Below are 21,473 nucleotides of genomic sequence, written 5' to 3'. Positions count from 1 at the left end.
GCAGGGCTCCTTCTCACGACCGGCGGCCAGTGTGCCACTGTCCCGCCGCGCTCCATCACCGCCCGGACGTGGGCGAGGGCCTCGCCGGGACCTCCCGGGCCGACGCGCCACGAGCCACTAGCGCGGTACCAGCGTGATCTCCGTGGCCTTGACGCTCGCGAACACCTCGGTCCCTTCGGCCAGTTCCAGCTCGACCGCCGCTGCCGGGGTGATCTCGGCGACGAGGTCCGGCACGTGCCGGGACGACACCAGGACGCGGAGGCGGCTGCCGACGGCCGTGATCTCGCGGACGGTGCCCGGCCAGCTGTTGCGGGGGCTGCCGGTGGGCCTGTCACGGTGGAGGGACACGGCCTCCGGGGCGATGACCGCGAGCGCCTCGGTTCCGGCGCGGACCGGTTCCGCCGCGATCACCGGCGTGAGGGCGTCCGTGACGACGAGGCCTTGGGACGTGGCCGTCCCGGACCAGGCGTTACGGCCGAGCATGCGGGCCACCCACGGGGAGCGCGGGTGGCGGGTGACCTCCGTCGGTGAGGCGTCCTGGACGGCGCGGCCCTGCTCGAGGACGAGGACCCGGTCGGCCAGTGACACGGCCTCGACGGGGTCGTGGGTGACGATCAGACACACACCGCCGAACCCGTCCAGGTGGCGGCGCAGCGTGTGCCGGACGTGCGCCCGGGTCGCCTGGTCCAGCGCCGCCAGTGGTTCGTCGAGCAGCAGGAGACGGGGCCTGGAGGCGAGGGCCCGGGCCAGCGCGACCCGTTGCGCCTGCCCGCCGGAGAGCTGGGTGGGGCGGCGGTGCGCGAGGTGGCCGACACCGAGGCGGTCGAGCCAGCCCTGGGCGATGTGACGCGCCTCGCCGCGTGCCACGCCGTGGGCCCGCAGCCCGTAGGCGGTGTTGGACAACGCGGACAGGTGGGGGAACAGGGCCCCGTCCTGCGGTACCCACGCGACGCCGCGGCGGTGGGGCGGCAGGTCGGTGATGTCGGTGTCACCGAGCCGTAGCCGTGCGTGGGCCCGGTCGGTCAGGGCGAGGAGCGCCCGCAGCAGCGTCGTCTTGCCGGCACCGTTGGGTCCGACGACGGCGATGGTGGTGCCCGGTTCCGCGTCCAGGACGAGCTGGTTGAAGCCGTCGACCTCGGCGTGGAGCGACCACGCCCGCTGAGCCGGCACCGGCACGTCGGTCTGCCCGCCCGAGTCGGCCACGGCGGCTCCGTCGTTGTCCGAGGGCGCCGCCTCGGTCCGCCCCGGTGTGCCCGTACGGGGGCCCGCGGTCCACCGGCCGCGCAGGGCGACCAGGACGCCCATCGCGATGGCCAGCAGCATCAGCGAGACGGACGTCGCCGCCTCCGGCTGCTCCTGGAGCAGCAGGTAGACCTGCAGCGGGAGGGTCTGGGTGCTTCCGGGCAGGTTGCCCGCGAAGGTGATCGTCGCGCCGAACTCGCCCAGCGCACGGGCCCAGGTGAGGGCCGCCCCCGCGACGAGACCCGGGGCGACCATGGGCAGCGTGACGGTCACGAACACCCGGAAGGGCGACGCACCGAGGGAAGCCGCGGTCTCCTCGTACCGTGGGCTGAGCCCGGCGAGCGTGCCTTCCAGGCTGATGACCAGGAACGGCATGGAGACGAAGGCCGCGGCGACCACCGCCCCGGAGGTGTGGAACGGCAGCGTGACACCGAACCAGTCCTCCAGCCACGGCCCGAGCAGTCCCCGGCGCCCGAAGCCCATGAGGAGCGCGACACCGCCGACGGTGGGCGGCAGCACCATCGGGAGCAGCACGAGCGACCGGACCAGGGCCTTGCCCGGGAAGGGCACCCGGGCCAGCAGCCACGCCAGCGGAACGCCGAGCAGCAGGGACAGCCCCAGCGCCCAGCACGACACGACCAGCGACAGCCGCAGTGCTTCGACGGACTGGGGGCTGGTCAGGTGACCGCCGAGTTCACCCCACGACGTACGGGACAGGACGCCGATCAGGGGCAGCAGCAGGAACGCGACGGCCAGCAGCGCGGGGAGCGCCAGGGCGACGGGTGTGCGCGGACGGAAGCGTTGCATCGGTGAGCCCTGCTGGTCGGGGCGCGAGGGCTGCCCGGTCCCCCGAACGGGCGGCCCTCGTGCGGTACGGGGGAGGGGGTTACGGCTTCTGGAAGCCCGCGTCCTGAAGGATCTTCTGCCCCTCGGGCGAGGACAGCCACGCCACGAAGGCGGCTGCGGCTTCCGCGTTCTTGGAGCCCTTGAGCGTGGCGGCGGGGTACTCGGCGATGGCGTTCTGCGCGTCCGGGACGGTGACGGCGTCGACCTTGTCCGGGGCGCTGTCGGCGTCCGTCTTGTACACCAGGCCCGCGTCGGCCTCACCGAGTTCGACCTTGCTGAGCACGGCGCGGACGTTCGGCTCCTGGGAGACGGGCTTCACCGTGATCTTCTGGGCGTCGAGGATCTTCTTGCTGTACTTGCCTGCCGGCACCTCGGGCGCCGCCAGGACGACCTTGAGCTTCGGGTCGCCGAGGTCCTTCAGCGTGTCGATCTTCTTCGGGTTGCCCTCGACGGTGGCGATGACGAGGCGGTTCTTCGCGATGACGGCCGGGGTGCCGGTCTCGGACTTCACGCCGTCCATGCTCCTGGTGTCCGCGGTGACGAGCGCGTCGGCCGGGGCTCCCTGCCTGACCTGCGCGATGAGCTCCTGGGAGCCCGCGAACGAGAAGGTGATCCTCGTACCGGGGTGGGACTTCTCGTACGCGGCCCCCGCGGTCTTGAAGACGTCGGTCAGGGAGGCCGCGGCCAGGACTGTCAGCTCCGCCCGGGGCGGCGTCGACGCGGACTTGCCCGCGTCGCGGCCGGAGTCCTTCGCGCCGTCGTCACCGCCACAGCCGGAGAGGGGAAGGAGCAGCGCGGCGGCGACGACGGCGGCCGCGGCGCGGCGCGGGGTGAGGGTGAGGAACATGAAGTCGACTCCTGAAGTGATGTGCGCACGAGCGGGCGTGCCCGGGCGAGCAGAGCGGCCGCGTCAGTGCACCGACGCCACGCCACGGGATGCTGAACGGCTCAGGTGCGGTCGATGTGCACGCTGGTGGACTTCACGCGGGCGGTGGCCTGCATCCCCACTTCCAGACCCAGTTCCTCGACGGCCTCCCGGGTCAGCAGTGAGACCAGTCGATGGGGCCCGGCCTGGATCTCGACCTGGGCCGCGACGTCGCCGAGCGTCACCGCGGTGACGATGCCCGGGAAGGCGTTGCGAGCGCTGGTGTACGGGCTGTCGTCGTCCCCCGGGCCGCCCTGCGCGACCTCGATGGAGAACGCGGCCAGGTCACGGCCGTCGATGACGCGGCGGCCGGCTTCGTCGCGGTGGGTCGCGACGCGGCCGGCGTCAGCCCAGCGCCGCGCGGTGTCCGGGCTGACGCCCAGCAATCGCGCTGCCTGACCGATTGTGTAGGACTGCATGTGCGCCACGCTAGAGCCGTAACGCCCTCATCTGCAATTGTTCGAGCGTTTCTCCATGGCAGATGCGAGGTCACTTGGATGATCGGCCAAGCGGCGGGGAGGGCCACCCTGAGGGCCCTTGCGCACGGGGCGCCGCGCGTGCCGGGACACGACACCGGTCCGGGCCACGACACCGGTCCGAGGACACGGCCGGCCGACTGGCTCACGGCAGGTCGATGTGCACCTGCGTCGACTTCACCCGGGCGGTGACGGTGACCCCCGGCTCGAGTCCCAGCTCCTCGACGGCCTCCCGGGAGACCAGTGACACCACGCGGTGCGGGCCCGACTGGATCTCCACCTGGGCGATCACATCGTCGGCCCGGACGGCGGTGACGATGCCGGTCAGCGCGTTGCGCGCCGAGGTGACGACACCACCGGCATCCGGCTCCACGGCCCGGGCCCGGACGAACGCGGCGAGCGCGACCCCGTCGATCACCCGGTTCCCGGAGCCGTCCCGGTCCGCCGCAAGCCGTCCCTTGTCGGCCCAGCGACGGACGGTCTCCTGGCTCACACCGAGGAGGCGTGCTGCTTGGCCAATGGTGTACGACGGCATGTCCGCACCTTACGTCCCGGCCGGGCAGATCCGGTCGGGCAATCCCGGATACAAGCTCCGGCGCTCGTCCTCGTCCAGCTCACGGCCCACGACCTCGCACACGTGGGCCTTCCAGAGCGCGGGGTCGAGGCGGAACAGATCCACCGCCCCTCCGCTCGAATACCGGAGCAGCGCCTTCCCGCCCTGCGCGGTCGACAGGAAGTACTGCCCTTCGGCGAAGTCGTAGGACTCGCTGCGGCTCAGGTCCGACAGCCGCAGGAAGCGCACGGACGTCTCGTTGGCCAGGAAGAAGTCGGAGCTGTCTCCCACGAATCCCGCCTCGTAGGCGTCGTCCTTCAACGGCCCGATCGGCCCGACGACGCGTTCGGGCTTCCCTCCCTCGGACGGGGCCGGCACCGACCACAGCTCCAGCATGTCGCCCTTCGTCTTCGCCGCCGCGTACCTCCCGTTCTTGGCGAGTACCGCGTTGACGACGTCGGGGCCGAGTTCCAGACGGAGGTCTCGGTTCTCGCGGCCCTTTCGCAGATCGACGGCGTAGAGGGTCGGGTCACCAGCGAGCATGATCCTCACATGCCCCGGCTCCGGGTGCGGGTCCAGGAAGAACGCCGGCGGGTTCTTCTTGGTGAGCCGGAGGTCCTTCACGTCGAAGGGCTTCGAAAGGCGCTTGCCGTTGCGGGCGTTCCAGTGCTCGATACGTGTGCCGGAGACCGTCACGAGCTCGTCGTCGGTGGGAAACATGAACTCCACCGAGTCCTTCGGTTTCCCCGACGCGTCGAGGGGCGGCATGGCGGTGGTGATCTCCGTGACCCGCCGCAGGGAGGGAAGCTCTCGGACCATGACCTTGTCGCGGTCGACGAGGTCGGCCACGAGTGTCTCGGGCCGGTTGACGATGAGGTCCCGGGAAGGGTCCGGAGCTGTCGCCGGGTTCCGCTTGGCCGAGGCGAGGATCCGCAGCGGTCCGGGCCCACTGCTCGTCTCCTCCCGCATGTCGATGACCACGAGTTGCTCACCGCGTTTGCCGAAGTGGGCCAGCATGCTGCTGCCGCCGTCGAGCAGCACCGGGGCACTGTCGACGGACCCGGAGTTGAAATCCAGCGGATGCCCGGTCACCGAGGTCTCGTCCCGGACGACCAGGGTCGGAGCTCGCGCGTCTCCCACGAGAGGCAGGTCGGAGAGGAGTCCGGGGCGCGGCGCGAAGAAGGGCTTCACTCGGCGACCGGGCCGTGAGTCGACGAGGTGCCAGCCACCGACCTGGAACACTCCGTACTGCTCACCCGTCGCGCTGATCGCGATGCCGTTGCAGCCCGTCTCGACGCCGTAGCGGTTTAGCTCGCGGCCGTCCGCCACACGAATGAGCCGGTAGACGGACTCACTGACTGTGGCGCCACGCTGGCAGACGGCCAGCTTGGACCCGTCGGCGGACATCCCCAACTGGGCGACGCCGGACTCCGTGTGCACCCCCTCCGCCAAGGTCCGCGCCTTCCCGGTGCGCGTGTCGATCGCCGTCATGGAGGACATGGCGGGTTCCTGCGTCCCCCGCTCGGACCGCTGGGCCACGACGGTGTCCCGGTCGGGGCCGAACCACACCCTCTCGACGGCGGGCCCGGCCACCGGCAACTTCCCCTGTTCGCGCGTCGTCAGGTCCCACAGCCACAGTTGCCCGTCGTTGTGTGCCGCGGCCACCCTGCTGCCGTCCGGTGAGATGTCCGCGCGGCCGGCCTGGCCGCTGAAGCTGAATTTATCGGGGGACCTGAAGCCCGCCCCGGGGATCGTTCCGGCCTTCCTCAGCACCTCGTCCGCGTCCTTCGCTCCGCGATGCACGTCGTGCCAGGAGAGCGCGCCGTCCGCATTCGCCACGTAAGCGATCCGCCGGCCGTCCTTGCTGACCATCGGGCCGCCGACCGCGACCGGGAGTTGCAGTGGCTTGCGCAGCACCGTCCCACCGTCGCGGAGGAACAGTGTCGCGCGTCCGCTCTTGGACGTCACCAACGTCACCGCCCCGTCCGCGCTGGTCGCGACCCCGTCGATCTCCCCCTCGGCGCCGGTCAGTGCCCACGCGGCCTCCTTGAACCGGTCGTACCTGCGCATCAGGGCGCTGCGGGCCTCCTGCGTCGGTGCGATGTCGTACGCGGCCACGGCGGCCAGCGCCGCCTGCCCCGGATCCGTCTTCGCCACTTCCTCGGAGAGGCTCGCCAAGGACCGGGAACGCGACTCCGCCTCCCGCCGTTCGTTGACCTCCGACTGGTGGACGAGGAAGGTGCCGAGCCCCGCGATCAGCGCGAACACCACCGCCACCGCCGTCCACGCGGCCCGGGCACGGGTCCGACGGGCACGGTGACGCTGCCGCGCGAGCAGGAGGAAAGCCCGCTCGTCCTCGGTCAGCTCCTGTTCGCGGCCGCCCAGCCACCGCTCGACCGCCGCGAGTTGTGACCGACCGGGCAGGAGGTCGGCGGATCTGCCTCCTCGCTCCCAGCGGTCGTGGTCGTGCGCGAGCTCCGCCCGGCCGGCCAGGAACTCGGCGTCGGCCTTCACCTGGCGCCGGAGCGCCGGCCAGGCGGTGATGAGCGCTTCGTGGGCCAGCTCGGCGGTCTCGGGCTCCTTCTCGCCCCCGTGCAGCACGAGCAGGCGCCGGCCGGCGAATGCCTGGGCGATCCTCCACCGGGTCTCGCCCGCCTCGGCGCGGGTGAGGCGGCGGCGCAGCGGAGTCTCGCTGCCCGGGAGCACCCGGACGAGGCCGGTCAGCAGCCGGAGTGCTTCGGCCTCCAGGCCCGCCTGCTCACCGACGCATTCCCGCCAAGCGCGTTCGGAGTGGAGTTCCAGGGCCCCGGCGACGCCGTGCATCTCTTCGTACGTCGTCGCGCGCAGTCGTCCGGCCGCCCGCTGTTCCCACAGTTGTTCCAGGACGAAGCCGAGGAGCGGCAGGATGCCCGGTTCGCCGCCCGCGTCCTGCAGGATGCGACGGTCGAGGCCGGGGTCGTAGGCCACGGCCGGGATGCGTTCCAGCGGCTTGGTGATCACGTCGTTGAGCTGCTCCCGCGACATGGGCGTCAGCGGGAGGGTGATGCCGTCGCGCAGCGCGGGGCCGAGCAGCGGATGTTTCAGTACCGCGTCGATGAAGTCGGCCCGGAGCGTGAGCAGCACCCGTAAGCCGTCGGGGTGGCGCTCGGGGAACAGGAGGTCCGCCGCCTGCGCGACCTCGGTCTCGGTACGGTCCAGGAGCGCTTCGGCCTGGTCGAGGACGACGAGGAGTTTGGCGGAGGCCGTTCCGCGGACGCGGTGGAGGGTGTCCGCGAGGCCCTTCGCCGCGAGCCACCCCTCGATCGCGTCGGCGTCCCGCGCCCGCGGCGGTAACCCGTACCGTCCCGTCCTGGCGGCTTCGTACAGCTCTGTGGCCAGTGCGGAGCGCGGGGACGAGACCTGGCCCGCGTTCAGCACCAGCACGTCGTACCCGGCCTGCCGCATCCGGGGCACCACCCCGGCGAGCGCCACTGACGACTTGCCCGAGCCCGACGGGCCGTACAGGGTGACGGTCGGGTTGCCGCCTCGCAGTGCCTGGACCACCGCGTCGACGTCGTCGTCGCGTCCGAAGAAGACGTCCGCGTCGCTCTCCTGGAAGGTCGCCAGTCCCCGGAAGGGCGCGGCGGGAAGGACGACCGGGGCGAGGTGGGGCAGTTCCCGCAGGAGGGTCCGGGTGCGGAGGACGAAGGCCTGCTGGCTCTCCCGCTCGGGCTGGGCCGCCACGACGAGACCGATGGCCGCGCCGAGGTCGTCGTCCCAGACGGGAGTGCCGCTGAAGCCCCGCTTGACGTGCGCGGTCTGGCCGTCGGCGCGGGAAAGCTGGACCCAGCCCTCGCTCGTGTTCCCGCCGAGCTTTCCCCGGAACCAGATCTCGCCCGGCTCGCCGCCCGTGAAACCCACGGCCCGTGCCTCGTGCTCCCAGACACTTCCGGGATCGGCCATGGGCAGGGGAGGGACGTCGGGGACGGCGTCGCCCAGCCGCAGCACGGCCATGTCACCGGTACGGTCCGCCCGGGTGGGGATCCAGTCCTCGACCTTCGCCGTCCGGCGCAGGGGCCCCGAACGGCCGGCGGGGCGGTCCGCCAGCGGGAACTCGACCGTGACCTCGGCCCCTCTGGGCACCGTCTCGTGCCGGGGCCGGCCCAAGGCGTCCGACACCACGTGCGCGCAGGTCAGCACCAGATCGGGGGCGACGAGAGCGCCCGCCCCGGCCGTTTCACCGTCCTGCCCCGCCACTCTGGCCACCGTCGAGGCCAGTGCCTCGTCCGCGCTGCGCCGTTCCGCCCCCGTCACCGGCCACCTCCCCTTTCCCTGATCAGGATGAGTCCGTCCGGTCACGTTCCTTGCGGATTATGGTCAGTCGTGTCCCGGGTGTCACTCCTGTTCCAGGTCAGACTCACGGTGAAATTGGCCGACGTCGCGGTGCTGGCGATGACGACGTCCGCCTGGGCCGACAGCGATACGCCGAACTCCAGTGTGATCTCGTCCGGTGCGTCGGCCATTCCTCTCAAGCGGCCGACGAAGCTCTCGGCCACCGGGCGTACGGTGTCCAGCATTTCGCCCAGAGTCCGCTCGGCCCGCGCGATGGACCGCCCTCCCCGGCCCACCCGTACCAGGTCCTCCTCCTGTTCCCGTATCTGGACGCGGATCGTTTCGTCGCTGCCGTCGCCCAGGGGCACTTCGACGTGGACAAGGCGTTCGGTCATGACATCCTCCAGCGGCTGGGAGCTGGTGATCATAACGAAGCCAACCTCCGTGCAGATGACGTGCGTTGAAAAGCCCTCCGCTCCCCGGCGGCTGAGGCCGTCTTCCCGGTCGGTCAGGCCGCCGACGGGGCGGGGAGCAGGCGGTCGGCCAGGCTACGGGTGCCCTCCGCGTGGCGGGCGGTCGGGGAGAAGTGGTCGCCCGGGAACGCGTCCAGGTCGGACCGGTCCTCCGTGCAGTCGTCCCGGTGGCGCAGTCCACCCACAGGGACGCGGGGGTCCGAGAAGCCCGCCGGGGCGTGTGGACCGCGCCGCGCTCGCCGCGCTGCCCGACGGGACGGCAGCGGACTGAAAAGGCGGAACACGGCCGCCGAAGGGGACATCTCCGGTCCGTGACGCGAGTAGGCGCGCCCCCCTCGCCCGTTACCCGCTGGTAGGGGATGATGGCGCACAACCATCCACACGGCCGGGGGCTGAGGTAGCGGTGACGACTTTCGAGGAACGAACCACGGTGCACGCCTTCCGGGACGACGCCCTCGGCGAGTACGACGCCGTCGGGCTCGCCGATGCCCTCCGGCGGGGCGAGGTGGGCGCCGCCGAGGTCGCCCGGGACGCGGCCGAGCGGGTGCGGGCGGTGGAGGCGCGGCTCAACGCGGTCCAGGTGCACATCGACGCGCCCGCGCACGCCGCGGGGGAGGGCGGTGCCCTCGCCGGGGTGCCGACGTTCGTCAAGGACAACACCGACTACCTCGGACTGCCCACCGGCCACGGCAGCGCTGCCTTCACCCCGAGGGCCGCACGGCGGCACGCGCCGTTCGCCCGGCAGTTCCTGAGCAGCGGCGTCACGGTGCTGGGAAAGACCCGGCTGCCGGAGTTCGGGTTCAGTCCGACCACGGAGTACGAGGGCGCCGAGCCCGTCCGCAATCCGTGGAACACAAACTATTCGGCGGGCGGTTCGTCGGGCGGCAGCGCGGCGCTCGTCGCTGCCGGGGCGGTGCCCATCGCGCACGCCAACGACGGCGGTGGATCGATCCGGATCCCCGCCGCCGCGTGCGGACTCGTCGGCCTCAAGCCGACCCGTGGCCGGGTCCTGCCCAATGCCCAGAGCCGTCAACTGCCCATTGACATCGTCTCCGACGGTGTCGTGAGCCGTTCCGTCCGGGACACCGCCGCGTTCCTCGCCGCCGCCGAGACGTACTGGCGCAACCCGAAGCTCCCACCCCTGGGGCTGGTCGAAGGCCCCTCGGAGCGGCGGCTGCGCGTCGGGTTCCTGCTGGACTCGCCCAACGGTGTCCCATCCGACACCGCCACCCGCGCCGCCGTCACGGAGACGGCGGCGACACTCGAACGGCTCGGCCACACCGTGGAGCCGGTGGAGCTGGCACTCGACCCGCGTTTCACCGAGGACTTCCTCACCTACTGGGGCCTGCTGTCGTTCCTCCTCGGCGTCACGGGCCGGACCCTCGGCACGGATTTCGACCGGCGCCGCATGGACGGCCTCAGCCGGGGGCTGCGCGAGGCCTACCTGGCGAACTGGCGGAACACCCCGGGCACACTGCGGAGGCTGAAGCGTACGAGGGAGGCGTACGCGGCGGCCTTCCGCGGGCTCGACCTCGTCCTTTCCCCCGTGCTCGCCCACACCACGCCGCCGATCGGCCACCTCAGCCCGACCGTTCCCTATCGGGAACTGATCGAGCGGATCCTCGCGTACGTCGCCTTCACACCGCTCAACAACGTCGTCGGCACACCGTCGATCTCGGTGCCGGCCCCGCGGACGACGGCGGACGGTCTGCCGATCGGTGTCATGTTCTCCGGCCGCCCCGGCAGTGAACGGACGCTGCTCGAAGTGGCCTTCGCCCTGGAGCAGGACCGGCCCTTCCGGCGTATCCAGGACGTGTGACCGCACGGACCCGTTCGGCTTGACCGGACGCCTGCGCCCGTCGCGTGATTGTGGGCCTGCGGGGCGGCGTGTTAGCAAGGGGCATGCCTCGGAAAGCCGCGTTCGCGAAGGACGTCTACGACGTCGTCATTGTCGGTGGCGGTCACAACGGTCTGGTCGCCGCCGCCTACCTGGCCCGTGCGGGACGTTCCGTGCTCGTGCTCGAACGGCTCGCCACCACCGGCGGCGCGGCGGTGTCGACCCGCGCCTTCTCCGGCGTGGACGCGCGTCTTTCGCGCTACTCGTACCTCGTGTCCCTCCTCCCCTCGAAGATCGTGGCCGATCTCGGGCTGCGCTTCCGGGTGCGGAAGCGGTCCATCGCCTCGTACACCCCGGCCGTCCGCGACGGTCGCGCCACCGGTCTGCTGATCGGCGGCGGAGAGGCGCGGACCCGGACCGCCTTCCGCGACTTCACCGGCTCCGACGCCGAGTACACGGCCTGGCGGGACTTCTACGACATGACCGGCCGGGTGGCCCGGCGGGTGTTCCCCACACTCACCGAACCGCTGCCGAGCCGCGAGGACCTGCGCGCCCGGATCGGCGACGACGAAGCCTGGCGGACGCTGTTCGAGGAACCGCTCGGTGTCGCCGTCGAGGAGCGGTTCCGGGACGACGTGGTACGCGGTGTCGTGCTCACCGACGGGCTCATCGGCACCTTCGCCGACGCGCACGACCCTTCACTGGCCCAGAACGTCTGCTTCCTCTACCACGTCATCGGCGGCGGGACGGGCGACTGGGACGTACCGATCGGCGGCATGGGGGCGCTCACCGACGAACTGGCCCGGGTGGCACGGGAAGCGGGCACCGAGATCGCGACCGGCCACGAGGTGGTGCGCATCGAACCCGACGCGAGCCTCCCGCTCGTCACCTACGACGACGGCTCCGGCGAGGCCACCGTCGGGGGCCGCAAGGTCCTCGTCAACGCCTCACCTCAGGCGCTGGCCGGGATGCTCGGGGACACCGTCACCGAGTCCGCCGAGGGCGCGCAGCTCAAGGTCAACATGCTGGTGCGCCGCCTGCCACGGCTCCGGGACACCTCCGTGGACCCGAAGGAGGCCTTCGCCGGTACGTTCCACATCGCCGAGAGCTACGGCCAACTGGCCCGCGCCCACCAGGAGGCGGCAGACGGGCGGCTCCCGTCGGCCCCGCCCTCGGAGATCTACTGCCACTCGCTGACCGACCCCTCCATCCTCGGTCCGGAACTCGCCGCCCGTGGTTACCAGACGCTGACGATGTTCGGCCTGCACACCCCGGCCCGGCTGTTCCGCCGGAACAACGCGGCGGCACGGGACACCCTGGTCAAGGCGGCCCTGGCGGAACTGGACGCGGTGCTGGCCGAGCCGCTCGCCGACTGCCTCGCACTCGACCGGGACGGCCGTCCCTGCATCGAGGCCAAGACGCCGATCGACCTGGAGGGCGAACTGCGGCTGCCGGGCGGCAACATCTTCCACCGTTCCCTCGCCTTCCCGTACGCGGACGGGACGACGGGACGCTGGGGTGTGGAGACCGCCCACCCCAACGTGCTGCTGTGCGGCGCGGGCGCCGTGCGCGGCGGCGGCGTGAGCGGCATCCCCGGTCACAACGCGGCGATGGCCGTGCTGGGCGGCTGACCGGCCGGTGGCGTGGTGACGCCGTCGCGGAGGAACGGCCCGGCACCCCTGCGGCCGGGCCGTTCCGGGACGACCGCGGATCAGGGTCCGGCGGTCAGCACCTCGGCGCGCTCGCGGCACCGGTGGGACGCCGCAGGCGCAGGGCTGATCAGAGGAACTCGATCGACACGTACTCCACGTTGCCCCAGTTGCAGTACGCGTTCGTCCGGGTCGCTCCGGTCACGGTGCTGCTCGACCCCCAACCCCCCAGCGTGCAGTCGACGTTGACACGCCACTTGTAGTTCCCGGGAGTCCTGCACTTCCCCCACCCGTTGGTGAGGTTCTTGCCCTTGTCGCACGAGGGCCCGAGCGCCGGGGACGCCCCGTCGTGGGCGGCGGCCTGCGCGGGCGCCGACACACCTCCCACCACCAGTGCCGCTCCTATCCCCAGTCCTGCGACAGCCGTACGGAAACGCATGGGTGCTCCTTCGATTCGTCTGGAGGAAAGGCGCCGTGGCCGACAACACGCCGGCGACCAGATGGCGTGATCTTGGCTTCACGACCCGTTGTGAACACCACCAGACTGGAACCACGGCCGGGCCGCGTCTTGTAGGAACGCGCACTCTGCCGGGCACGTGTCCTCGGGAGCCCGGGTGGATCGAGAAGGGCGGCGGTTGTGGCCCGCGAGTCAGCACCGAACGGCTCGGCCTCGGAGCGCTGCCGGGTGCGCCACCGTCCCCCGGCACCGCTGCGGGCGCATGTGGTCAGCTACACCGGTTACCGCATGAGTGCGGCGCCGGTCACACGGAGGCTGAACCTCCCCTCGACCACCGTGACGCTGTGTCTGACGTGGGGAGCCCCGCTGGACCTCGCCTCCGACCGGGAACAGCCATCGGGCAGCGGCTGGGACGCGGTGCTGCTGGGGCTGCAGACCGGCCCGGTGACCAGCCGCACCGGCGGCACCGGCCACGGCGTCCAGGTGGAGCTGACGCCGTTGGGAGGTTACGCCCTCCTCGGCATGCCGCTTCATCGCCTGGCCGACAGCATGGCCCACCCGGCGGACGTCCTGGGACGACACTGGGGCGCCGGCCTGACCGAGCAACTCGCCTCCGCGGCCGACTGGGGAAGCCGCTGGGCGATTCTCGACGCGGCGATCTCCTTGCGGCTCGCCGACAGCCGCTGCTGGCCCTCACCCGTGGTGTCGGAGGCGTGGTCCCTGCTCCGGGCCAGCCACGGCACGCTGCCGGTCGGGCGACTGGCCGAGGCGACCGGGCGGAGCCGTCGCCGCCTGGAGGTCCTCTTCGCGGAGCAGATCGGCCTCGCTCCCAAGAGCGCCGCCCGTGTTCTCCGCTTTCAGAAAGCCCTGACAAGGCTGCTGAAGCCGGGCGGAACCTGGGCCGAGACGGCCGCTGCGTGCGGCTACCACGACCAGGCCCATCTCGCCCGCGACTTCCGCGCCTTCGCCGGCATGACCGCAACCGGCCTCCAGGCACTCGCCGCCCACGGCGCCACGGGCGACACCAGTACCCTCACCCACCCCTTCACCTCGGTCGCGTTCCCACGCTGACCTCACGTCCCGCACGTCACCCGCTGGACGGAACCTGTCCGCCGGACACACTGCGCGGAACGTCCCTGACGAACACGATGCCGTCGCTGTCCGCCAGGTGGGCCGGGTCGAAGGGGGCGTAGCCGAACCACGGGGACACGCGGGGCGCGGGCCGCCTGTCGCCGAGGACGGCGGCCAGCCGCCGGGCGTCGATCAGGCAGCGCTCCTCCGGGAGCGCGTACAGGAGACCTTCGACGGTGTCCGGCGGCGGCGTGTCCACCCCCTGGTGCCGGATCGTGCCGAGGGCCGTGGCCACGAAGGCGTACTCCGCGCCGAGCCGGGCGCTCACCAGCGCACCGGCGCCCCACCACTCCAGCGGCATCCCGCCCATGCGCATCGAGCTCTTCTCCCGCTGGAGATGGGAGTTGTGGGCGTGGACCAGCACCGGGCCCCGGTCGGCGAGGGCGAGGAGGTTGTGGGCCATCATCCGGTCCCGTACGCCCGCGAGCCGGGTCAGGCGGACCGCCGAGGTGTCGGCCATCCAGTGGTGGTAGCGCAGCAGGCCGGTGGCGGTGCGCCCGTACAGGCGTGCCCGGTCCCAGTCGTCCCGGGAGGTCACCGCCAGCAGGTGCGGCGTCTGCTCGTCGAGCAGTGCCACCAGTTCGCCGGCGAGCAACCGCAGTTCCCGGGCCTCGGCCGACCGACCCGTGGACCGGGCCGGATCCATCATCGCGGCGGGCTCGGTCCACCGGTCGTCGGCGCCGAGCAGGCGGTCGAGTGCTTCCGCGGTGCAGGGGAGGAGGCTCGCGTCCACCCGGGCGGAGAGGTAACCGTGGAGCGCGGTGAGGGCCTGCCGGGGGCTCGCGGCGCCGGCGATCTCCAGCGGGCCGTCGAAACCGGCGAAGCGGATCCGCTCGGAGGCGGGCCGGCCGTCGTTGTGGGTGCGCATCCAGCGCACGAGCTCACGGTTGGCCGCGGAGGCGCCCCAGCCGTGGCTGAATCCGTGCTCCATGACCTCGTCGAGCGTGCCCGTGCCCGAGGTGACGTAGTCGTCCACGAGCAGGCCCGTCACGCAGTCGCTCTCGATCGCGATCGTTCGGTAGCCCTCCTGCTCGACGAACTGCCGGAAGAGCTCGTTGCGTAGGTCGAGCAGGGCGTCCTCGCCATGGGTGGGCTCGCCCAGGGCGAGCAGCCTGGGCCGGGCCGGAAGCAGCCTCATGACGGCGGAAGCCGCGACGGCATGGGCGGTGTCCTTGATGTCGGTAGCCATGCCATCAACGCTATCGTTGAAGCCTCGGTTGAAACTTTTGCGCAGTATCCTCGGCCTCATGGGGCGAAACCTTCAAACCGGCAGGCGGCTCAGGCCGGTTGATCTGGCACGGGGGCACGGTCTGTCCACCCAGGCCATCAGGAACTACGAGGAGGCCGGCATCCTGCCGCCCGCCGATCGCACACCGCACGGCTACCGCACCTACACCCCGCTGCACGCGGCGGCCCTGCGCGCGTTCCTCGCCCTGCTGCCCGGCCACGGCCACCGCACGGCGACGTCGATCATGCGGGCCGTGAACCAGGGCGCGGCCGAAGAGGCGTTCCGTCACATTGACGAGAGCCACGCCCAGCTCCTCGACGACCGGCGGACCCTCCAGGCCGTCGAGAGCGCCCTCCGCGACCTGGAGCCCACCACCGCGGCGCCCGAGCCCGGCGGCACGTTCATCGGACCGCTGGCGAACAAGCTCGGCGTCCGGCCCGCGACCCTGCGCACCTGGGAGCGCCTCGGGCTGGTACGACCGCGCCGTGACCCGCGGACCGGGTACCGCGTCTACGACGAGGACGACGTACGGGACGCCCGGCTGGTCCACCAACTCAGGCGGGGCGGCCACCTGCTGGAGCAGATCGCCCCGCTGATCACCCAGGTGCGGGCGGCCGGCGGGCTCCGGCCTCTGGAGGCCGCCCTGCGCGACTGGCACGGCCGGCTGGCCGCCCGCGGCCGGGCGATGCTGACCGGAGCGGCGGAGCTGGAGGCGTACCTCGACGAGCGCGGATGACACCCGGGAGCCCGGATCCCCCCGATGTCGGCCTGCTCCCGGGCCGGGGCCACCCGGTACGCTGCTCGCTTCGATCTCACCGTTCCGCGAGCGACGGTCCAAGGCGGGCAAGGGAAAGGGAGCGTGGTGGGGGCACAGTCCCTGGGGCGGGGGTTCGGCCTGCTCTGGGCGTCGTACACGGCCGGAACCGTGGGTACGTGGCTCGCCTTCGACGCCTTTCCCCTGATGGCGATCCTCGTGCTGGACGCCGGGCCGGCCGCGGTGTCGGCGCTGGCGGCCGTGGGGCCGGCGGTGGGAGCCCTGGTGGCGGTGCCGCTGGGGCCGTGGGTGGAGTTCCGCCGCAAGCGGCCGGTGATGATCGCGATGGACCTCGTCCGCTTCGTGGCGCTGATGACCATCCCCCTCGCGTTCCTCTTCGATGTGCTCGGCCTCGCCCACCTCCTGGTGGTGTCGGTGGTCCTCGCGGCCACCGGCATCACGTACCGCGCGGCAAGCGGGGCGTACCTGAAGGCACTCGTGCCGCCGGAGGGCCTGCTCATCGCGAACGGGCGGCTGGAATCCACCACCTGGACCGCCACCGTGCTGGGACCGCCGCTCGGTGGTGCCGCGATCGGCCTGCTCGGCCCGGTGGCGACCGTCGTCGCCAACGCGGCCGGCTACCTGCTCTCCGCCCTCGGGATCCACGCGATCGGTGGCACGGAACAGCGGCCGGAGCGCACCGGGAAACCGGGCACGAGGACGGGTGAACTGTTCGCGGGGTGGCGGTTCGTCCTCACCCACCCGGCGCTCCGCCCGCTGCTGTTCAACACCGTCCTGATCAATGGCCTGATCCTGGCCACCTCGCCGCTGCTCGCCGTCCTCATGCTCGGGCCGCTCGGCTTCGCCCCCTGGCAGTACGGACTCGCCTTCGGACTCCCCTGCGTCGGCGGCATCCTCGGTTCACGCCTGGCCCGTCCACTGGTCGAGCGGTTCGGTGAGCACCGGGTGATGCTCACCGCCGGAACACTGCGTGCCTGCTGGCTGCTCGGGCTGGTCTTCGTCCAGCCGGGCGCCGCCGGCATCGTGCTCGTGGTGGCCGTCCAGTTCGGCATGATCACCTGCATGGGCGTGTTCAACCCGGTGTTCGCCACCTACCGCCTGCGGCAGACCGCGACGGACCGGGTCGCCCGGACCCTGTCCGCCTGGACGGTCACCAGCAACGCCGGCGTCGCCGTACTGACCACCCTGTGGGGCGTGTTGGCCGGCCTCATCGGGTCGCGTGCCGCGATCGGGGTGGCCGGTGTCCTGATGCTGATGACCCCGTTCCTGCTTCCCCGCCGCCGGCACACGACACAGGGCGAGCGACGGCCGGCCCCGGACACCGTCTGACCGATCCGGCTCCGTGCGTCATCGGTCGTTCGGGCAAACCTCGCGCCAAGCAAGATCACCGCATCGAGGTAATGATCTCGTTCTCATGGGGCGAACGGGGCCTACCGGCCGTTAGTGTTCCCCGGGATCTGGACGGATTCCCAAGAGATTGCTCCTTCTTGCTCCTCTTGCTCGTCTTGCACGTCTTGCACGTCTTGCACGTCTTTCGCCTCTTTCGCCGACCGGCGTGCGCGCGTACGCCCCTCACCCCCCTCGCCAAGGAGAGCTCACCCGATGACCGTTGAGACCAGCCCGGACACGCGGCCGGAACCGCCTCGGCAGTCCAGCCTGAGCACCGCGGCCGCCCGCAACCTCGCCACCACCACCAAGTCCGCCCCGCAGATGCAGGAGATCACCTCTCGCTGGCTGCTGCGGATGCTCCCCTGGGTGGAGACCAAGGGCGGCACCTACCGGGTGAACCGCAGGCTGACCTACACCGTCGGCGACGGGCAGATCGAGTTCGTCCAGGACGGCGCCTCCGTCCGCGTCATCCCCCGCGAGCTCGGCGAACTGGCCCTGCTGCGGGGCTTCGACGACGTGGAGGTGCTGACCACGATCGCGGGCCGGTGCGTCCAGCGGGACTTCCGGGCCGGCGAGGTGCTGGCCGAGCGCGGTGCTCCCGCCGACCAGATCCACCTGATCGCCCACGGCCGCGTCAACCAGACCTCCGTCGGCAAGTACGGCGACGAGGTCACCGTCGCCGTCCTCGCCGACGGCGACCGCTTCGGCGAGAACGCCCTCCTGGACGCCGATGCCACCTGGGACTACACCGCCACCGCCGAGACCTCGGGCACCCTGCTGACCCTGTCCCGCGCCGACTTCGCCGCCGTGATGTCCTCCGCGCCGACGCTCCAGGAGCACATCCGGCGGTTCAGCTCGCTGCCCCTGCAGCGCCAGAACCGTCACGGCGAGGCCGAGATCGCGATGTCCGCGGGTCACACCGGCGAAGTCGAGCTGCCCGGCGCCTTCGTCGACTACGAACTCAACCCGCGCGAGTACGAACTCTCCGTCGCGCAAACCGTCCTGCGGGTCCACACGAGGGTCGCCGACCTCTACAACGGGCCGATGAACCAGACGGAGGAGCAACTCAGGCTCACCATCGAGGCGCTGCGCGAGCGCCAGGAGTATGAGCTGATCAACAACCGGGAGTTCGGTCTGCTCCACAACGCCGCCTTCAAGCAGCGCATCCAGCCCCACTCCGGCCCGCCCACCCCGGACGACCTCGACGAGCTGCTCTGCCGCCGTCGCGGCACCAGGCTCTTCCTCGCCCACCCCAGGACGATCGCCGCGATCGGGCGGGAGTGGAACGCCCGCGGGATCTACCCGGACCACGTCGACGTCGGCGGCCAGCACGTCCCGGCCTGGCGCGGGGTCCCGATCCTGCCCTGCAACAAGATTCCCATCAGCAAGGAGAACACCAGCTCCATCCTCGCCATGCGAACCGGTGAGGACAACCAGGGCGTCATCGGTCTGCGCCAGACCGGCCTGCCGGAGGAGTACGAGCCGGGCCTTTCGGTGCGCTTCATGGGCATCAGCGAGCAGGCGATCATCTCGTACCTGGTCACGACCTACTACTCCGCCGCCATCCTGGTGCCCGACGCACTCGGCGTGTTGGAGAACGTGCAGATCGCTCGCAGGCGAGACTAGTGGACCCGTCCGACGGCCACCTCGGCCCGGACCTTCCCGGGCCGGGCGAGCCCGCCCGGGACCCGGGGCAGCCCACCCACCTCACCAAGGAGCTACGGATGCCCGATCCTGGGCTTTCCCCTCTGCAGTCGAGCCTGCCCGCCGCTGCGGAACGCTTCGGCACCCACGTCGTCGAGCAGGCCCGCACCACCGGGGCCGAGGCCGCCGCCGACGTCCCGCCCACCCTGTCCCCCCTGCCCGGCCCGCCCTCCGTGCGCACCGCCGTCACCATGCCCGCGCCCGCGACCTCATCCGCATCCGCGCCCGGGTCCGCCTCCGCGACCGCATCCGCACCGGCGGCCGCGTCCGCGAACGCACCCGCACCCGTATCCGCATCCGCGTCCATGTCCTTGCCCAACGGCAACCCCGCCCTGGAACGGATCCTGCGCGGCCCCAGCGGTCTGGGGACGGCCGGTCTGCACCTGGTCCGGCACGAGGAGCCCGAGGCGCCCCCGGCGCCGGAGGCACCGGCGCAGGGCAGGCCGATCCCCGGGCTCTACCACCACCCGGTCGCGGAGCCGGATCCGGTGCGGGTGGCCGAGGTCAGCCGCAGGATCAAGTCATGGGCCGTGGACGAGGTCCAGGCGTACCCCCCGGAGTGGGAGGACCAGTTCGACGGTTTCTCCGTCGGGCGCTACATGGTCGCCTGCCACCCGGACGCTCCCACCATCGACCACCTGATGATCGCCACGCGGCTGATGGTCGCCGAGAACGCGGTCGACGACTGCTACTGCGAGGACCACGGCGGCTCACCCATCGGTCTCGGCAGCCGGCTTCTGCTGGCGCACACGGCTCTCGACCCGCTGCACACGACGAAGGAGTACGAGCCGGGCTGGGTGGAGTCGCTCGAGTCGGACGCCCCCCGGCGCGCCTACCGCTCCGCCATGGAGTACTTCACCCGGCTGGCCACGCCGTCCCAGGCCGACCGGTACCGGCACGACATGGCCCGTCTGCACATGGGGTACCTGGCGGAAGCCGCGTGGGCGGAGACCGATCATGTGCCGGAGGTGTGGGAGTACCTGGCGATGCGTCAGTTCAACAACTTCCGTCCCTGTCCCACCATCACGGACGCCGTCGGAGGGTACGAGCTGCCGGCGGACCTGCACGCCCAGCCCGCCATGCAAAGGGTCATCGCGCTCGCCGGAAACGCGACCACCATCGTCAACGACCTGTACTCGTACACCAAGGAACTCGACAGTCCCGGCCGTCACCTCAACCTCCCCGTGGTCATCGCCGAACGCGAGGACCGGTCCGAACGGGACGCCTACCTGAAGGCCGTCGAGGTTCACAACGACCTCATGCACGCCTTCGAATCCGAAGCCGCAGCCCTGGCCGCCGCCTGTCCCGTGCCGAGCGTGCTGCGTTTCCTGCGAGGGGTGGCCGTCTGGGTCGACGGCAACCACTACTGGCACATGACCAACACCTACCGCTACAGCCTGCCCGATTTCTGGTAAGAAGGACTTATCTGTGACCAGCACCGAGCTCACCACCGCCAACGGCACCTCCACGTTCGTTCCCTCCCCGGCGTCGCCCTACCAGGGTGACATCGCCCGTTACTGGGACCAGGAGGCCAGGCCCGTGAACCTGCGTCTCGGCGACGTCGACGGGCTGTACCACCACCACTACGGCATCGGCGACGTCGACCACGCCGCCCTCGGCGGCCCCGACGACAGCGAGTACGAGAAGAAGCTGATCGCCGAGCTGCACCGTCTGGAGTCGGCCCAGGCCGAGGTGCTCCTGGACCACCTCGGCTCCATCGGCCACGACGACACGCTCGTGGACGCCGGCTGCGGCCGGGGCGGCTCCATGGTCATGGCGCACCAGCGCTTCGGATGCCGCGTCGAGGGCGTCACCCTGTCGGCCAAGCAGGCCGACTTCGCCAACAGGCGCGCCGGGGAACTCGGCATCGACGACCATGTCCGCGCCCGCGTGTGCAACATGCTCGACATGCCCTTCGAGACGGGCCGGGCGGCGGGCTCGTGGAACAACGAGTCGAGCATGTACGTCGACCTCCACGACCTCTTCGCCGAGCACTCCCGCATCCTCGCGGTCGGCGGCCGCTACGTGACCATCACCGGCTGCTGGAACCCGCGCTACGGCCAGCCCTCCAAGTGGGTCTCCCAGATCAACGCGCACTTCGAGTGCAACATCCACTCCCGCCGGGAGTACCTGAGGGCCATGGCCGACAACCGTCTCGTACCGCAGGCCGTGGTCGACCTGACTGCCGCGACCCTGCCCTACTGGGAGCTGCGGGCCACCTCCTCCCTGGTCACCGGCATCGAGGAAGCGTTCATCAACTCGTACAAGGACGGCTCCTTCCAGTACGTCCTGATCGCGGCCGACCGGGTCTGACCGGCCCGTCGGCACGTCGACCGGCCGATCCGCCGACCGCCGGGGGGGGGGGGGGGGGGGGGGGGGGGGGGAGGGGGGCGGGGGGGGGGGGGGGGGGGGGGGGGGGGGGGGGGGGGGGGGTATGTACGGGCGCGGTGGAGGGGGACGGGCGCCGTAAGCAGCAG

At 71.6% G+C, this 21,473-nt stretch carries 17 protein-coding genes; 8 read left to right on the top strand and 9 right to left on the bottom strand.

Annotated elements, in window-relative coordinates; translation table 11 throughout:
* Nucleotides 1–117: 117 nt before the first annotated feature.
* The 7 genes from ACZ6C1_RS28140 to ACZ6C1_RS28110 all read right to left on the bottom strand — a co-directional run bounded on the left by ACZ6C1_RS28140 (nt 118) and on the right by ACZ6C1_RS28110 (nt 9,011).
* Nucleotides 118–2,049: an ABC transporter permease gene (locus ACZ6C1_RS28140; RefSeq protein WP_469244443.1), complete on the bottom strand. Its 1,932-nt coding sequence runs from the start codon at nt 2,047–2,049 to the stop codon at nt 118–120.
* 79 nt (nt 2,050–2,128) lie between these two features.
* A complete protein-coding gene (gene modA, locus ACZ6C1_RS28135; RefSeq protein WP_469244441.1) occupies nt 2,129–2,935 on the bottom strand; it encodes a molybdate ABC transporter substrate-binding protein in 807 nt (268 codons plus the stop codon).
* A gap of 101 nt (nt 2,936–3,036) precedes the next feature.
* Nucleotides 3,037–3,432, bottom strand: coding sequence for a TOBE domain-containing protein (locus ACZ6C1_RS28130; RefSeq protein ID WP_469244439.1), 396 nt, complete (start codon nt 3,430–3,432; stop codon nt 3,037–3,039).
* Nucleotides 3,433–3,634: 202 nt separating this feature from the next.
* The gene (locus tag ACZ6C1_RS28125; protein ID WP_469244437.1) at nt 3,635–4,024 is read right to left on the bottom strand and encodes a TOBE domain-containing protein; all 390 of its coding nucleotides are present in this window, start codon (nt 4,022–4,024) and stop codon (nt 3,635–3,637) included.
* A gap of 9 nt (nt 4,025–4,033) precedes the next feature.
* Nucleotides 4,034–8,335: an nSTAND1 domain-containing NTPase gene (locus ACZ6C1_RS28120; RefSeq protein WP_469244435.1), complete on the bottom strand. Its 4,302-nt coding sequence runs from the start codon at nt 8,333–8,335 to the stop codon at nt 4,034–4,036.
* A gap of 41 nt (nt 8,336–8,376) precedes the next feature.
* Entirely contained in the window at nt 8,377–8,781 is a 405-nt protein-coding gene (locus tag ACZ6C1_RS28115) for a CU044_2847 family protein (protein WP_469244433.1), read from the bottom strand.
* A gap of 80 nt (nt 8,782–8,861) precedes the next feature.
* On the bottom strand, nt 8,862–9,011 hold the full coding sequence (locus ACZ6C1_RS28110) for a hypothetical protein (RefSeq protein WP_469244431.1): 150 nt from the start codon (nt 9,009–9,011) through the stop codon (nt 8,862–8,864).
* Nucleotides 9,012–9,229: 218 nt separating this feature from the next.
* Between ACZ6C1_RS28110 and ACZ6C1_RS28105 the strand changes: the two genes are divergently transcribed.
* Entirely contained in the window at nt 9,230–10,645 is a 1,416-nt protein-coding gene (locus tag ACZ6C1_RS28105; protein WP_469244429.1) for an amidase, read from the top strand.
* An 83-nt stretch (nt 10,646–10,728) separates the two neighbouring features.
* Nucleotides 10,729–12,294: a phytoene desaturase family protein gene (locus tag ACZ6C1_RS28100; protein ID WP_469244427.1), complete on the top strand. Its 1,566-nt coding sequence runs from the start codon at nt 10,729–10,731 to the stop codon at nt 12,292–12,294.
* A 148-nt stretch (nt 12,295–12,442) separates the two neighbouring features.
* Here ACZ6C1_RS28100 and ACZ6C1_RS28095 read toward each other — a convergent pair whose 3' ends face one another.
* On the bottom strand, nt 12,443–12,751 hold the full coding sequence (locus ACZ6C1_RS28095; RefSeq protein WP_469244425.1) for a hypothetical protein: 309 nt from the start codon (nt 12,749–12,751) through the stop codon (nt 12,443–12,445).
* 198 nt (nt 12,752–12,949) lie between these two features.
* Between ACZ6C1_RS28095 and ACZ6C1_RS28090 the strand changes: the two genes are divergently transcribed.
* Nucleotides 12,950–13,840 (top strand): helix-turn-helix domain-containing protein, encoded by an 891-nt coding sequence (locus ACZ6C1_RS28090; protein ID WP_469244423.1) that lies wholly within the window; start codon nt 12,950–12,952, stop codon nt 13,838–13,840.
* Between the two features lie 16 nt (nt 13,841–13,856).
* Here the strand turns inward: ACZ6C1_RS28090 and ACZ6C1_RS28085 are convergent, their stop codons facing one another.
* Nucleotides 13,857–15,089 carry an erythromycin esterase family protein gene (locus ACZ6C1_RS28085; protein ID WP_469244422.1) on the bottom strand — a complete coding sequence of 411 codons (1,233 nt, stop codon included), beginning with the start codon at nt 15,087–15,089 and terminating at the stop codon, nt 13,857–13,859.
* Nucleotides 15,090–15,147: 58 nt separating this feature from the next.
* On the opposite strand from ACZ6C1_RS28085, the gene ACZ6C1_RS28080 reads away from it, so the two are divergent.
* The 5 genes from ACZ6C1_RS28080 to ACZ6C1_RS28060 all read left to right on the top strand — a co-directional run bounded on the left by ACZ6C1_RS28080 (nt 15,148) and on the right by ACZ6C1_RS28060 (nt 21,309).
* Nucleotides 15,148–15,864, top strand: a complete 717-nt coding sequence (locus tag ACZ6C1_RS28080) for a TioE family transcriptional regulator (protein ID WP_469244420.1) — start codon at nt 15,148–15,150, stop codon at nt 15,862–15,864.
* A 123-nt stretch (nt 15,865–15,987) separates the two neighbouring features.
* A complete protein-coding gene (locus ACZ6C1_RS28075; protein ID WP_469244418.1) occupies nt 15,988–17,232 on the top strand; it encodes an MFS transporter in 1,245 nt (414 codons plus the stop codon).
* A gap of 273 nt (nt 17,233–17,505) precedes the next feature.
* Nucleotides 17,506–18,918, top strand: coding sequence for a family 2B encapsulin nanocompartment shell protein (locus ACZ6C1_RS28070; protein WP_469244417.1), 1,413 nt, complete (start codon nt 17,506–17,508; stop codon nt 18,916–18,918).
* Nucleotides 18,919–19,016: 98 nt separating this feature from the next.
* The gene (locus ACZ6C1_RS28065; RefSeq protein WP_469244415.1) at nt 19,017–20,411 is read left to right on the top strand and encodes a family 2 encapsulin nanocompartment cargo protein terpene cyclase; all 1,395 of its coding nucleotides are present in this window, start codon (nt 19,017–19,019) and stop codon (nt 20,409–20,411) included.
* Nucleotides 20,412–20,424: 13 nt separating this feature from the next.
* Nucleotides 20,425–21,309 (top strand): geranyl diphosphate 2-C-methyltransferase, encoded by an 885-nt coding sequence (locus ACZ6C1_RS28060; RefSeq protein WP_469244413.1) that lies wholly within the window; start codon nt 20,425–20,427, stop codon nt 21,307–21,309.
* Nucleotides 21,310–21,473: the final 164 nt, after the last annotated feature.

Source organism: Streptomyces sp. NPDC041796 (assembly GCF_055590785.1).
Note: the sequence above shows the minus strand (reverse complement) of the source record. Positions and strands in the feature narration are given on the sequence as shown.

Coding starts and splice junctions, on each gene's coding strand:
- ACZ6C1_RS28140 (WP_469244443.1), bottom strand. CDS start 2,049: ATGCAACGCTTCCGTCCGCGCACACCCGTCGCCCTGGCGCTCCCCGCG.
- modA (WP_469244441.1), bottom strand. CDS start 2,935: ATGTTCCTCACCCTCACCCCGCGCCGCGCCGCGGCCGCCGTCGTCGCC.
- ACZ6C1_RS28130 (WP_469244439.1), bottom strand. CDS start 3,432: ATGCAGTCCTACACAATCGGTCAGGCAGCGCGATTGCTGGGCGTCAGC.
- ACZ6C1_RS28125 (WP_469244437.1), bottom strand. CDS start 4,024: ATGCCGTCGTACACCATTGGCCAAGCAGCACGCCTCCTCGGTGTGAGC.
- ACZ6C1_RS28115 (WP_469244433.1), bottom strand. CDS start 8,781: ATGATCACCAGCTCCCAGCCGCTGGAGGATGTCATGACCGAACGCCTT.
- ACZ6C1_RS28100 (WP_469244427.1), top strand. CDS start 10,729: ATGCCTCGGAAAGCCGCGTTCGCGAAGGACGTCTACGACGTCGTCATT.
- ACZ6C1_RS28095 (WP_469244425.1), bottom strand. CDS start 12,751: ATGCGTTTCCGTACGGCTGTCGCAGGACTGGGGATAGGAGCGGCACTG.
- ACZ6C1_RS28085 (WP_469244422.1), bottom strand. CDS start 15,089: ATGGCTACCGACATCAAGGACACCGCCCATGCCGTCGCGGCTTCCGCC.
- ACZ6C1_RS28080 (WP_469244420.1), top strand. CDS start 15,148: ATGGGGCGAAACCTTCAAACCGGCAGGCGGCTCAGGCCGGTTGATCTG.
- ACZ6C1_RS28070 (WP_469244417.1), top strand. CDS start 17,506: ATGACCGTTGAGACCAGCCCGGACACGCGGCCGGAACCGCCTCGGCAG.
- ACZ6C1_RS28065 (WP_469244415.1), top strand. CDS start 19,017: ATGCCCGATCCTGGGCTTTCCCCTCTGCAGTCGAGCCTGCCCGCCGCT.